The organism is Dapis brunnea BLCC-M229, assembly GCF_050015995.1.
Taxonomy (GTDB): domain Bacteria; phylum Cyanobacteriota; class Cyanobacteriia; order Cyanobacteriales; family Microcoleaceae; genus Trichodesmium.
Window position 1 is genome coordinate 1 of record NZ_JBNHEP010000129.1, and the last position, 13,828, is coordinate 13,828.

Sequence of the window (13,828 nt, forward strand, 5' to 3'; positions counted from 1 at the left end):
TTAAACCTAAACAGCTTAGTCTGTTTGATTTAGATCCGTGGGAATCTCCGCGCCTTTAGGCCGGAGAGGATGTCAAAAAGGAGAAGTTTTAGGGTTGCCCCAAGGAAAATATTTGTCGCGACCTTATGGGAAAAAAGTTGACAGTTAACATGGTTTGTAGTAGGGCTTTAACCCTCGCATTTTCGGGCTAAAGCCCTACTACGAGCTGAAGAACTTAATTATAACTTTAGCTCAAATATTTATCCAATACCTGATGAAAGTGACGGATTCGAGATTCGTGATAGTTACCCAAAGTAATACCAGGTTTTGCAGATGCTTTCAAACCTTTTTGCAGTAGGAGTAAGTTAGAAGCATCTTGATCTAGCACTGGTCCTGCTTGTCTCAATTCTGGTACATCACTCCATTTTTCCTCAGATGTCAGCCAATGAATTTTAGCTGCTGGTGGCGTAACTCCCGATGTACAAGGTTGCAAGACTAGGAATTCCATAATACAACTATCAGGGTCATTACCATAAGGTCTAAAACGAAACATGAACGGTTGACCGACACCAGGAAGTATCATAAAGTTAGGGAAAATAAAGTAAGAAATTATATCGAGCATCTCTGTATCAGAAACAGTAGAGCAGTCAACTTCTAAATTCTGCTTGAAGCTTTGTCGAATGACTTCTGCTGCATAAGCACGGGGATTCATGTCCTCAGATATCTGTAATGTTTCTAGGTCAATTCCCATAAATTCTATCAGACCTGTAGCAGGAGCTTGTGGGTCTCGTAGCTTACCTAGATGGGGACTTTGCACCGCAATTGGCATAATTAACCTATTATGACGACCATAAATGTCATTTTGGGAATTAGCATCTCCAGTGAATTTGAGAATTTGTGGATGTGTTGCAATTATATGATAAGCCTCTAAAAAAGCCCCTAGTGCCACTTTCCAGTTAGCAGGCATAACTTTGGCAACGTGAGCTACTGTAAACCTTTTCTGTAAAGCAAACTGTTGGAAATGTTCGGGTAGATTTTCTAAGTAACTCTCAAGAGACTCACAGTATGGGTCAAAATTAATAAAGACAAAACCCTGCCATGTTGCCACCTTAATTTCAGGCAACCGGAAAGCTTCATCCTCTACTTGTTCAAAATCCCACCGACAAGGAATATGAGCTAGAGTACCATCCAATTTCCATGTCCAACCATGAAAGGGACATTTTAAAGCTAAAGTATTTCCCTCATTAACACATAATTGGGTTCCACGGTGCAAACAAGAGTTGTAGAATGCCTGAATTTTATCAGCTTTACTCCGGACAAGAATTACTGAAAGGTCAGCTACATCATATACCACATAATCGCCCACATTGGGGATATTTTCTTCTCGACAAGCCCACTGCCAGACTTTTTTCCACAATTTTTCTACTTCTAAGTTATGATATTCAGGAGAAAAGAATATTTCTCTGGGAATATCGGCAGTTCCCAGATTTTTGATTGATTCTTGTTTGAGTACAGGTGGCACAGGTCGGCTATCCGTTTGCAATATTTCCTGCACTGTTTCCATTTCATCTCTGGTGAAATTTCTGGTAGTCATTTGATTATTGATTAGATAGGTTGCAAATATATCTTACTATTATCTTTGGTTAAATTAAAGCTCCTAGTAGGGCTTCAGCCCGAAAATAGAGATGTAATGGGTATCATGTTTTTGAAATAGTTATAATCAAAGCTCGTAGTAGGGCTTCAGCCCGAAAGCGGACTTCTGAGGGCTGTTTGCTGATGCCTACTTCAAAGATTACAACTGTTATTTAACATTACAAATATAAAGAAAAAAAATATATGGACACACTACTGAGTTTAATATTATTATCTACAGAGTAGTTAATGTTTATTCAACTCTTTATGCTTTTATTAAAGCATCCATTTTATATCCACTTAATTGTCAATTTATAACGGAAAATGAATTTGTATCTCAAAATCAATAAGTTAGTATTTACTAGCAAATAAAAGCGTTAGTCAGACTTCAGGCATATAGACAAATATAAATCATATTACTCTTTATAATGGTAATATTATTAATTTTTATCCTTAATATTTGGATTATAAAATTTAAATCGCTTCCTTTGCTAAATTATGGGAATCAGATGGGAGATTTATATAATAAAACAAATAAGTTGTCATAAACTATTCTTACTGTTCCCATATCTGACTCCTCAAAAGTGAAAGTTTGCTTGATTTTTGACCAGATATTACAGTATATTCAGTACGGATTTCTCTAATTTCATAAACGGCTATACCTACTTTGGCAAAACTATAAAACTTGATTAATATTTTAGTAAAAAGATTTACATATGAGAGCTAAACAATGGCTGGTAGTTGAGTAAAATTCAATACGCAAAAGATTACTTATAACAATTTTTATCTCAGGAATTAGGAGGTTTTTATATGATAAATACTTAAGTTTATGCCTAATTATCAACAGTTAGTTCCCTTGGTTTACTGTGTCATTGAATGCGAGTTTTCACTGAAACTTCAATTCACATTTTATAACTAAAAAAGGAGGATTTACTATGTCAGTAGAACATGATTTGAAATTACTTTTCAAGAGACACAAGAACAGATTAAACAACAATAATTATTATTATATTCACTCTACCAACAACGTACTTTAATCCGGTCAAAGATGTTAGAAGAAGAACTAAAGCAAGAGCATAAATAAGTAATAATTAAGCTTAAGTCATTGTCTTTGAAGAAGGAATCAAAATTGAAAAATTGAGGAAGAATTAAAAGTTAATCTAAAACCACATTAACTTATCTTCCTCATTGTTGTTTTTTTCTTTTCTCTCTTGGTGCGCTAACAGGTGCGTCTGTCGCAACCCGCGGGGTCGCACCCCTATTCCCTGTTTCCCGAATTACTACTCTCTACAGACGTTGCATGCAACATCCCTACCTACTCCCCCCGAACAAAGGAATTTTGTACCTCACGCTTTTTGGGAATTACTATATAATATTGGTAATTATCCATTGCCAGACCAATTGACCGGTTCTGCTAAACTTACCCAAACCGAGGTTTGAGCTTTGGAGGCAAGCTTGTTGCTTTACTGAAGAGGACTGTCCCATTGGCTGTAACCTATCTTCTCCACAGGCTTAAAATCTGCGGGAACTCCACCTACTCACATCTTTAATTATAACATAAGCTTTGCCATTTACCACTAAAAAATTTGAAAAAGCGGTTGTTTGCCAAGCATTCTGTAGGATGGGATGGATGGGTTACCTAACCATATCCAATCGACCAAGAGAAAAGTAAGTCCTGAGCATATTTAGGTAAGATTTCAGCTTCTGTTTTTACCCCTATATTTCATGAAAAAAAGGAATAGGTTAAAAGTTTCAGACTCTTTAATCTGTGAGTTGGAATTTTTTACAAATTATTTAGCAAAGCTATATTATCATTCTCATAAAATATTTTACCGAAAAATTAAGGTATAAAGCCTCTCCTTTTAAGGAGAAAAAATAAAAAATTCCTTTTAGCCCAATCTTCTTCTTTATAAGAAGAGGTAATTGTTAATTATTAATTATTAATTATTAATTATTAATTATTAAAACCCCTTTTCAAATACATGACCTCACGTCACAACCAAAACCCTGTGGGGACTAAGCATGGTTAGCCCCTACTGTGGTATACTAATCATCAAAACTGCTCTCAAGAAAGTAAGACTGAAATTTAATACTAAAGTTGCGATTTCTGTCAAAAAATTTAGTTAACCTTCTTCCTTCTTCTCTCTTCCTTCTTTCTTCAACTTAACAAATATGATTACTTGTACAAATTGCAGACATAAAAATACTATTGCCTCTCGTTTTTGCTCTAATTGTGGTGCTTCTCTAGAGGAAATAAAATCCTCTCAAACAGCACCTACGGAATTAAAACCAGGAAGTAAATTAAGAAATCGCTACATAATTATTCGCCAAATAGGTCAAGGTGGATTTGGTAAAACTTACTTGGCAGAAGATACAGGAAGATTCGAGCAAGCAGTAGTTTTAAAACAATTAACTCCCGGAAATCAAGGTACAGAATTTATTCAAAAAGCCGAAGAACTTTTCCAACGGGAAGCAATGACATTACATCAAATTAATCATCCTCAAATTCCCCGTTTCTGGGAATTTATTCGAGAAAATAAATGTTTATTTTTGGTGCAAGATTTTATTGAAGGGCAAACATTAGAATCTTTACTAAATCAACGTCGAAAACAAGGTGATTTTTTTAGCGAATTTGAAATAACTGACTTTCTGCGTCAAATTTTACCAGTTTTAAGTTATTTGCATAGTCAAGGAATTATTCATCGAGATATTGCTCCTGATAATATTATTTTTCGGGCGGATGATGGTTTGCCAGTTTTGATAGATTTGGGTGGAGTAAAACAAATTGCTGCTGAAGTTTCCCACAAATCAGATAATTCAAAAAATGTTGTTTCTGCTGGTACTAAATTAGGTAAATTTGGTTATGCTCCTGACGAACAAATGCGCCTAGGAATTGTTGCACCCTATAGCGATCTATATGCTTTAGCAGTGACTTGTTTAGTATTAATGACTGGTAAATTTCCCTCGGAATTAATTAATGCAAGAACAATGGAGTGGCAATGGAGTCAGGAATTAAAATTAAGTCCGAAGTTTGAGGGAATTTTAAATAGAATGTTGGCTTCTATTCCTGGCGATCGCTTCCAGTCAGCAGAGGAAGTATTAGAACAATTACAACCTCCAACTCCAGAAATTATTGCACCAACTAAAATTAGTAAAATTGAGGAAAAAAAACAAGTAATTGAGACAAAAACAGCCTTAGTTGCTATTCCAGGACCAGGGAATATTATTCAGAATTCTAATGAGATACCAGAAGAAATTCTTGGTTGGAGTTGGGGAGGATTTTTCTTGCCTGGTTTTTGGTGTCTAACTAATCATGTTTGGGTAGGATTAATCGCTTGGATTGATTTAAGTTTTGTCACTTTTGGCATGGGATGGTTACTGACAGGAATAGTTTTAGGTTTTAAAGGAAATGAGTGGGCTTGGAAAAGTCGGCAATGGAAAAGTATTTCTGAATTTAAAAAACATCAGAGAATGTGGGCGATTATATCTTTATTATTAATTTCTAGTATCGGAATTATTGGAATTTTAGTGATTTTATTTGTGTTTGTTATTGCTGCTATTATTGCTGGATAAATTAATTTGGAATTAGGGAAAAAGGAACAGGGCTGAGAGTTACTAGATTTTTTTATTAATACAGCATATTTGGTGGTTAATGTGGTACAATCAATTGAATAAATATTTTTTGCTTGTCCCCTATTCCCTAAAACTATAAATATATGTACTTCTATAGAGTAAGAAACTGCTGTAAATACCATCTAATACCATTTCTCAAAAAGAATGCTATACCCGATCAGGTGGGGAAGTGTGGGAAGTGTGGGAGGTGTGTGGAGAGGTTAAAAGTAGGAAAAATATATACTAACTGACTAATAATTGTCAAAAAAAGACTTAGAATCTTGGTAATTATTTAACTGTTGAAGTATAGCTGAAGTATAGTATTACTTTTGGTAATTGGTATAATACCATTTTGAAAAAAGAATGTTACAACAAGGTACATCTCGATCGCAGATGCTTAAAAAGAGCTGCTCCAATTTAAGGTTAGGACTTTAGGAAATCCCCCTGTTACCTGTTGCCTTTACAGCGCTTTTCAAGTTGATGAACCACATCGCCATAACCCAAACCTTGTAGGGAAGTTGCATGCAACTTCCCTACTGTGGTCTAGTTTGCAGGAAAACCGCTGTAAACCCAGATTTTTGTCAAACACCAAAAAACCTACTGCTATATCTCTATAATTTTTGCCTTTTTTTATTCAACATTTACTCCTTCTTTCTTTTTCCCTTTTCCTAACTTATAATAGAAGTAAAGTTTTTCGAGAGTATAACTATCACTAATTATGAAAATAAAACATCCAATTAATCTCCATAAAGCTACCACCTTCATATTTGTATTAGCACTAATGGTAGCCTACCAAAACTTTACTTTAGGTCCTTGGGTTTATCTAGCTCTACATGGCACTTATGGAATTTTATGGTTACTAAAAGACCGCATCTATCCAGACAAACAATGGGAACAAGAAATACCTGTTTCACAAGGTATTGTAATGTTTGTAATCATAGGCTTATATTGGGTAGCTCCCTACATTTTAATTAGCAGTGGAACTCAACCTCCATTATCTTTAGTAGCTGCTGCTATTTCTCTGAATATTTTTGGCATTTTCTTCCACTACACTAGCGATGCTCAAAAATATTATACTCTCAAATATAAACCAGGATTAATCACGGAAGGATTTTTTGCCCGTTGCCGAAATACTAACTATTTAGGAGAAGTATTAATCTATCTTGCTTTTGCAATGTTAGCCCAACATTGGCTACCTTATTTAATTCTAGGAGCATTTTTTGCCGGAGTATTTATTCCCAATATGCTGAAAAAAGATAAATCTCTATCTCGTTACCCAGAATTTGCAGAATATAAGGCTAATTCAGGCTTAATTATTCCTCAACTATGGGGTGATAATTCTCTCAACCAAGAAGCTAAAAAAGTTAGTGAAGAAAAAGATATTCAACTGATTAGATAATATCAAATCCGCTTGCTTTGAAGAATAAGGTTCTACCATCAATATTGACAAAAACTATAACTTTGGTAGGGGTTTGGTCACCAAACCCCTACGGTTTTGAATTGTACTAATACTACTGGATTTGAGATAAAATATTGTAGAGACCTTTCATGGAACGTTCTTAATCCTGAGTATCTTTCCTATTTCCTGTTATATCATGTCCGGTTGAACAGTTATAAATAATTAGGCAGGAGACAGGAGACAGGAGACAGGAGACAGGAGATAGGGAAAAAAGTGTTTTCATCACGCTCTTATCCGGACATGGTATTATACCATCTTCCAACAATTAGTTATAAAAAAGTCTTTGTTTGTAGTTGCGCTTTAGTGCCAAATATATGTCTAGCGCTGAAGCGCAACTACGAGGTAAAATTAGTGTTTTACCGATCGCTTTGCTCCCCCAGAGGAAGCGATCTTATTAATAACTGGAGATTCTATTAATCACATTTAATTAATTACAAGCGAATGTTCCTGCAAAACCTCTAGAGGTACAACCTCCAATGCTTTTTGATGAGTTGCTGACAAAACCACTGGTGGCGCAACTCCAGAGTCAAGCGCTTCTTTCCAACGGGATACACACAAACACCAGCGATAGCCAGGTTTTAAACCTGGAAATGAATATTCAGGTCTTGGTGTACTTAAGTCGTTACCACGACGTTTAGTAAATTCTAAAAAATCTGCTGTTACTTCTGCACAAACAACATGGGAACCAACATCGGATACTCCAGTTTTACAATATCCATCTCGATAAAATCCAGTCATGGGAGAAGTGCAGCAAATTTCTAGTTTTTCGCCCAGTACATTTAGTGCTTCTGTCATTTAAAAATAATTCCTCTGGATATAGTTCAGTTTCTTAGTTTACCAGAGATTAACTTGATTATTTTCTCTATCAAATAATATTATTTTTATCAGTTTTTTGTCTAGGCGATCGCTACTTTTTTTGTGCTATTATTAGTAATATTTATATCCCTCAAATACTATGCTAAAAAAAATCACGACTGTTGTTTCCTGAGCTGCAATTTCTCTGTCTATAGTTTCAATAAGTGCAATTTGTCAAGACACTTCTTTGAAAGCAGGAATCGTACAAGAATTAGTTACACCAATTTGAAAAAAGAATGCTATGCTTGAGTGAAACTTCAATTATTAAATAATTAACACAAGTAAATAACTTTTATATTTTTTTTAAACTAGTTAGTATTAATTATTCTGATGTTTACTTCTCTGTACGGACGTTGCATGCAACGTCCCTGCATACTCCCCTACTCCCCTACTCCCCTACTCCCCTACTCAAGAAATTGTAGTAAACATTTATAAAATTGGTATTACTGGAGACTTAATGTGCTATGCAACTTGAATAGATGAAAATGGTAAAGAACATTATGCCGGAGCTAGCTTTGAAATTTGTGCAGACCAGGATTATTACTTAAATAAAAAAGTTCAATTAACTTATGAAGAAGTCAATATTAACGATTGTCAAAGTAGTGAACCCTGTGGCAAAACTCGTAGAGAATGGATAATTTCAAAAATGAAAATAATAGAATATGGCTTATAAAGAGGAGTAGGCTTAGTTTAATATAGTTAGAAATATTTCTCAGCCTACCCGGTAGAGATTATAGATATAGACTTTCTCAAGCTACTGAGATACAGTTGTTTTTATTCTTTTTTGTTCCCTCTCTTGGTATCCCTTCCCTTGCGTCTATAGATATAATCTGATTATTTAGTTGCAACTTGATTTTCAACTTTATCAAGTATTTTTGCAGCTATACTCTCTGGAACACGAGTATACTCAAGGGTACTGTTCAAATTTTGACCTTGATTCAAAATCCAACCGATCATTTTCTTAACTGCAGTTACTTGATCTGAATTATCATAATTTTGCTTAATTAACAACCAGGTAACGCCAACAATAGGATATCCATTATCAGGGTTAGCTTCGTTAGCAGGAGTAAAATCTTGATAAAATCTGAGTCCCGATAATGCTTTATTTGTTTCTTCAAGAGTGGGTTTGATAAACTGACCCTGTAAGTTTTCCAGCATTGCTGTTGAAAGGTTGTTTTGACGGGCAAAAGTATCTTGTACATAGCCGATCGTACCTTCATTTTCTTTTACTAAAGCAGCTACTCCATCATTTTTATTACCTTCTAGGGGTTCTCCTGGCCATTCAGGTTTTCTGTATGCACCTACTTCTCGACTGAATATTGGACTTGCCGCACTCAGATGTCTGGAGAAAATAAACGTTGTACCACTACCATCAGCTCGCACCACAGTTTTAATAGGTAAGTCTGGTAGGTCAACTCCTGGATTATCTTTAGCTATCCTACCATCGTTCCATTTCTTAATTTTACCTGCGAAGATATTTGGTAACACTGACTGAGATAGTTTGAGTTCATTAACTCCAGGCAGATTATAAACTACTGCGACAGCACCTCCTGCTGTGGGTACCATAACTAATCCTTTTGGCATTTGCTCTATTTCTGCTTCTACAGGTGGTGCATCGGTACCAGCAAAATCAACAGTATCTGCAATAAAGCTTTCAATACCTTTACCACTACCCACTGAATTGTAATTTACTGTAATTCCAGTATCTTCTTTGAGTTGTTGAAAGTAACGCTCATATAAAGGAGCTGGAAATGATGCTCCTGCACCTTGAAGAGTTTGAGCGATCGCTTCACCTACTGTTCCAAGTGAAATAGTGACTACTCCAAATGTTACTGTTAAGGCATTTTGCCAAACAGTTTTTAACAATGCCATATCTTAGCCTCCTGAAAAATCTCAATGTCTTGTAAATTTCTAAATATTACCGAGGATAGCAGCTTTCAGAAATTATATTTTGTTTTTCTTATTAAATATTTATATAGCATTTCCCAAGAAGCGTGAAGTACGCGCATTAGTTTTTTTTAGGGAAAACTTAACTGGGAACAGGGAATAGGGAATAGAATAGAAATAAAGATAGGTGAACCTCATTAGTCTGAGAAATGCTATAGTTATGAACTTTTATATAATTTGTATAGACAATATTTAATTAGATAACATTCCCGAAAATTTAATCTACTGTTAACTTTTATCTAAAAGCTTTGTTGTATATTTCTTATTAAGCTGGCTGAAAATATTTTAGGCTTAAACTAAAACTAATAGGTCTGAAAATAAATAATCTCATCAGCTAAACTATAATTATTATAATTCATTTTTCAATATTTGAGGATATCTTGGATACATGAATAGTCAATATGTATTTATGTTTATTGGGTTTCTACTAGCATCATATTCAATTGTAGCTAACGATGCAATTCAAACCCTCGGCACATTTTTAAGTTCTAACTCTAAGCGCCCTTGGTGGGTACTTTGGCTATTTGCTTGCTCTGTGTTATTGGCAGTTTTTTTCTATGGTTGGAGTGTGAATGGTGGAGATGTAGCTTATGGACGTTTAGAAAAGTTTCCTCTTCCTGAAAATTTTAGCTGGATTTATGTAGTTCCTCCTCTTGTACTTTTGTTTTTAACAAATTGGGGAATTCCTGTTAGTACTACTTTTCTAATTCTCACAGTGTTTGCTCCTGGGAATCTTACCAGTATGCTAACTAAATCATTGTTTGGATATGTTCTGGCTTTTACCACAGGTATACTTGTTTATAAGTTTGTCACAAAAGCTTTAGAAAAAAAATTTCTGAATACACCTTACAAAGAACCACCTATTCAGTGGGTAGCTTTGCAGTGGGTATCAACAGCATTTTTGTGGAGTCAATGGTTAATTCAAGACTTGGCAAATATTTTTGCATATCTGCCACGAAATCTTGATGCTTCAATGCTATTTTTTTCAATGTTTGTAATGCTACTTTTACACGCAGTTATTTTCTACAGAAATGGTGGTGCAATTCAACATATAGTTACCAGTAAAACAAATACTCAAGATATTCGTTCAGCAACAATTGTAGATTTTATTTACGGATTAATCTTGTTATTCTTCAAAGAATGGAGCAAAATGCCGATGAGTACAACTTGGGTCTTTATCGGTCTTTTAGCTGGAAGAGAGGTAGCAATAGCTCACAATTTGCAAAATCGTGAAATTAAGGATGCAGGTAAGATTATTTTCAGTGATGCTTTAAAAGCGTTTGTAGGTTTAGGAGTTAGTATTATTATTGCTTTTGGACTGCCGGTGCTAGAACAAATGATTAACAAGTAATACCAACAGAACTTACGCAAAGAAACCCGGTATTTTTACATATTTAAGTAGTTTAAATTATTTGATATTACAAAATATAGTTCCTAGGTTGAACTCTAGGAACTATTAATTTTTGGCGTTGGTGAATCAAACTATGAATTAAGATATTTGGGCGAACTATAGTCAAGATATGAATTATAAATACCCCAAACACCACTTGTTCCTGTTCCTACTCATGAATTAACTCATCCCTACGGACGTTGCATGCAACGTCCCTACCCCGGACATATTCCCTATTCCCTACCCCTAATTTTTTTTAGACATTATGATTAAATGTCCATTTTAGGATAAAACTTGAAAATCCTAAGTCCAAGGACTGTCAATAGAGTTATAGTAGACTGGCAGTTTATGCTTATTAAGTTTTCAGAATGCCCCAATAATTCAGAGTGGAGCATTAAAACTGATACCCTAAACTAAAAATGGCCGTGAGGAGTTTATATAGATGAATATATCCAAAGATAAAGATGCCTTAGAGATACTAAAAGAAACTAGCCGAACTTTTTATATCCCTATTAGTCAATTACCATCTGGCCTAAAAGAGGCAGTGGCATCGGCTTATCTTTGTATGCGTGCCATTGATGAAATTGAGGATCATCCAGATCTAGATAACTTCACAAAGGCAAAATTGTTACGAAAGATTAGTCTTGTTTTACAGGAAGCAGTTGACCACTCCAGTTTCCTTAACTTCTCAGAGAAGTTAGACCTGAATATTAGCCACCTACCAGAAGTAACAAAAAGAGTAGGAGAATGGGCTATACTCGCTTCAGATACTATAGCACCTAGGATTTGGGATGTAACTGCAGCAATGGCAGACCGGATGGCTTATTGGGCTGAAAATAATTGGACAATCCATAGTGAATCAGATTTAGATCGTTATACTTTTAGTGTGGCAGGTGCAGTAGGTTTATTACTTTCCGATTTATGGGGTTGGTATGATAGTACTCAGACTAATCGTACCCAGGCAATTGGATTTGGCCGTGGTCTACAGGCGGTAAATATTCTCCGTAACCATTCAGAAGATTTAGTTAGGGGCGTAGATTTTTTTCCTCATGGTTGGACTGCCAAAGATATGCAAGTTTATGCTCAACGTAATCTTTTATTGGCTGATTCTTATACTAACTCTCTTCCTTCGGGACCAGCGCGAAGTTTTTGTCAAATTCCTCTTACCCTTGCTCATGCGACTCTCGATATTCTGACAATGGGGCAAGAAAAGCTAACTCGTTCAGAAGTGATGGAATTAATTTCTCGTTGCAATAACTCTGCTTAATATTCTTTAGTGTCTGTAAGTTGGGTATTTTGTCTATTACTATCTTTATGCGGGGAACTGGCATTATTCTTTATCGGGAGTCTGGGCTCACGAAGAAAACCAACTAGCCGATATACTCAAACCTGGGTTTTATTTGTTAGGTCAGCCTGTAGACATTCCTAAAATCCTAGCAGTACCTATAACTCTGGGTCTATTTACCTTTGGGGCTATAGGTATTGGTAGTGCCTTGGAAGACATTTACAAAGCCCATCAGCATCGCCATCACCAACAGACTGACCCCCTAATCATTCGACATCGAATGTTTACTTTGTGTACGTTTTTCATTTTCAACTTCTTCTTTGTTTTTTCAGGGCAAAGTTTTATTCAGTTGTTGCCATCACCCTTGCCCGGTCTTTTTAAGGTTTTAATAACGGTATCTAGTAGCTTGTGGCTTTATAGAACTTGGCAGCGCACTCCCAGTCGTTATCAACGGGAAAGTCTTGCCAGTCGATTGCGAAAGCAGCTCAAAAAGCTGAATTTGGATAGCGCGAAGTTTTTGGAGGGGCGAACTATTGACGATCTTAGTGCGGATGAAGTCTATCTTCTCGCACTTGTTCTGCCTGATTTATCCCAAGGTAAACGTCTACAAACTTACAAAGCGATGCTGTGAGATGCCATTGATGAGGGTTATGTAAACCCCGCTAATAGTCTGGAAAGCTTTCAACAAATTTGGCAAGAACTGGGTATTTCTCAGAGAGAGCATGATACCATCTTAACGGAACTAGGTCAGCAATATCCTTAGCTGTTCTATCCTCGTAAGCTGCGGAATAGATAAAACACTTTGCGGTTGCAGAGCTATCGATAAAATCTCGTGAAAATTATCTTATACCAAATTCAAAAAAGAGAGTTACAGTAACATGGTGACAAAAGTGTTAGTAAATTTGCTGCCAACGTAGAGGAATAAATCAAATTATCACTTTAAAAAAAACAATTCATTATAGCTATAAAACTATTTTTAGTCAATTATAAAACGGTTTAACCCTCAGAAAAAATAAATATTATAAACTCTTATATCATGTCCGGATAATTAGTGATAAAAAAATAGACATCTCCAAAAATTAAAAATTAAATCAATTATCATCCAGAAATTATCAATTACTCCCCTCCACCGGAGGGGTTAGGGGTGGGTTAAGTGTTCCCAGTTAAGTGTTAAGTGTTCCCTCTTTTCCGGAGATGTCTAATATAGCATTACTAAAGATGACGAAGCAGATGCTCTTAAACACACTGACCCCTATCAGTTGTGGCAGGCGATCGCTGAACGTATTGGTTTCGTAGAACACATTATTGCTGGAGAAGAAAAGGAACTCTACAGAGTTTTCCAATATATTGATACAGATGGGTCAGGATATATAAATTTAGATGAATTACAAACTTATATTCGTAGTATCGATACCTATATTAATGATGTTCAAATTGAGAAGATTTTGAAAGCAGCAGACAGAAGTGGTGACGATCTAATCAGTTACGAGGAGTTTCAAGCAGTATTTAAATCCTTGAAATCTTAGGCCAAAATTGATTAGTGTCTAATTCCATAAATTATATAGCGTTTCTCAGGTCGTTGGAGGTACACCTATTTTTATTTCTTTTCTATTCCCTATTCCCTATTCCCTATTCCCTGTTCCCTATTCCCTATTCCCTATTCCCTGTT

The 13,828-nt window shown here is 35.5% G+C and carries 9 protein-coding genes; 6 read left to right on the forward strand and 3 right to left on the reverse strand.

The window, feature by feature from the left end:
* Positions 1-226 precede the first annotated feature (226 nt).
* Positions 227-1,573: an aromatic ring-hydroxylating oxygenase subunit alpha gene (locus ACP6PM_RS15340; protein WP_426586041.1), complete on the reverse strand. Its 1,347-nt coding sequence runs from the start codon at positions 1,571-1,573 to the stop codon at positions 227-229.
* A gap of 2,210 nt (positions 1,574-3,783) precedes the next feature.
* Between ACP6PM_RS15340 and ACP6PM_RS15345 the strand changes: the two genes are divergently transcribed.
* The gene (locus ACP6PM_RS15345) at positions 3,784-5,184 is read left to right on the forward strand and encodes a protein kinase domain-containing protein (RefSeq protein ID WP_426586043.1); all 1,401 of its coding nucleotides are present in this window, start codon (positions 3,784-3,786) and stop codon (positions 5,182-5,184) included.
* A gap of 757 nt (positions 5,185-5,941) precedes the next feature.
* On the forward strand, positions 5,942-6,622 hold the full coding sequence (locus ACP6PM_RS15350) for a methyltransferase family protein (RefSeq protein ID WP_426586045.1): 681 nt from the start codon (positions 5,942-5,944) through the stop codon (positions 6,620-6,622).
* A gap of 483 nt (positions 6,623-7,105) precedes the next feature.
* Here the strand turns inward: ACP6PM_RS15350 and ACP6PM_RS15355 are convergent, their stop codons facing one another.
* Positions 7,106-7,477 (reverse strand): DUF2237 family protein, encoded by a 372-nt coding sequence (locus ACP6PM_RS15355; RefSeq protein ID WP_426586047.1) that lies wholly within the window; start codon positions 7,475-7,477, stop codon positions 7,106-7,108.
* A gap of 894 nt (positions 7,478-8,371) precedes the next feature.
* Positions 8,372-9,409: a phosphate ABC transporter substrate-binding protein PstS gene (gene pstS / locus ACP6PM_RS15360; protein ID WP_426586049.1), complete on the reverse strand. Its 1,038-nt coding sequence runs from the start codon at positions 9,407-9,409 to the stop codon at positions 8,372-8,374.
* Positions 9,410-9,893: 484 nt separating this feature from the next.
* On the opposite strand from pstS, the gene ACP6PM_RS15365 reads away from it, so the two are divergent.
* The 4 genes from ACP6PM_RS15365 to ACP6PM_RS15380 all read left to right on the forward strand — a co-directional run bounded on the left by ACP6PM_RS15365 (position 9,894) and on the right by ACP6PM_RS15380 (position 13,685).
* Positions 9,894-10,835 carry a hypothetical protein gene (locus tag ACP6PM_RS15365; protein ID WP_426586051.1) on the forward strand — a complete coding sequence of 314 codons (942 nt, stop codon included), beginning with the start codon at positions 9,894-9,896 and terminating at the stop codon, positions 10,833-10,835.
* A 481-nt stretch (positions 10,836-11,316) separates the two neighbouring features.
* On the forward strand, positions 11,317-12,141 hold the full coding sequence (locus ACP6PM_RS15370) for a squalene/phytoene synthase family protein (protein ID WP_426586053.1): 825 nt from the start codon (positions 11,317-11,319) through the stop codon (positions 12,139-12,141).
* A gap of 133 nt (positions 12,142-12,274) precedes the next feature.
* Entirely contained in the window at positions 12,275-12,790 is a 516-nt protein-coding gene (locus ACP6PM_RS15375; protein WP_426586055.1) for a hypothetical protein, read from the forward strand.
* Positions 12,791-13,418: 628 nt separating this feature from the next.
* The gene (locus ACP6PM_RS15380; RefSeq protein ID WP_426586057.1) at positions 13,419-13,685 is read left to right on the forward strand and encodes an EF-hand domain-containing protein; all 267 of its coding nucleotides are present in this window, start codon (positions 13,419-13,421) and stop codon (positions 13,683-13,685) included.
* The last annotated feature ends 143 nt before the right edge of the window (positions 13,686-13,828 follow it).

Coding starts and splice junctions, on each gene's coding strand:
- ACP6PM_RS15355 (WP_426586047.1), bottom strand. CDS start 7,477: ATGACAGAAGCACTAAATGTACTGGGCGAAAAACTAGAAATTTGCTGC.
- ACP6PM_RS15350 (WP_426586045.1), top strand. CDS start 5,942: ATGAAAATAAAACATCCAATTAATCTCCATAAAGCTACCACCTTCATA.
- ACP6PM_RS15340 (WP_426586041.1), bottom strand. CDS start 1,573: ATGACTACCAGAAATTTCACCAGAGATGAAATGGAAACAGTGCAGGAA.
- pstS (WP_426586049.1), bottom strand. CDS start 9,409: ATGGCATTGTTAAAAACTGTTTGGCAAAATGCCTTAACAGTAACATTT.
- ACP6PM_RS15365 (WP_426586051.1), top strand. CDS start 9,894: ATGTTTATTGGGTTTCTACTAGCATCATATTCAATTGTAGCTAACGAT.
- ACP6PM_RS15370 (WP_426586053.1), top strand. CDS start 11,317: ATGAATATATCCAAAGATAAAGATGCCTTAGAGATACTAAAAGAAACT.
- ACP6PM_RS15345 (WP_426586043.1), top strand. CDS start 3,784: ATGATTACTTGTACAAATTGCAGACATAAAAATACTATTGCCTCTCGT.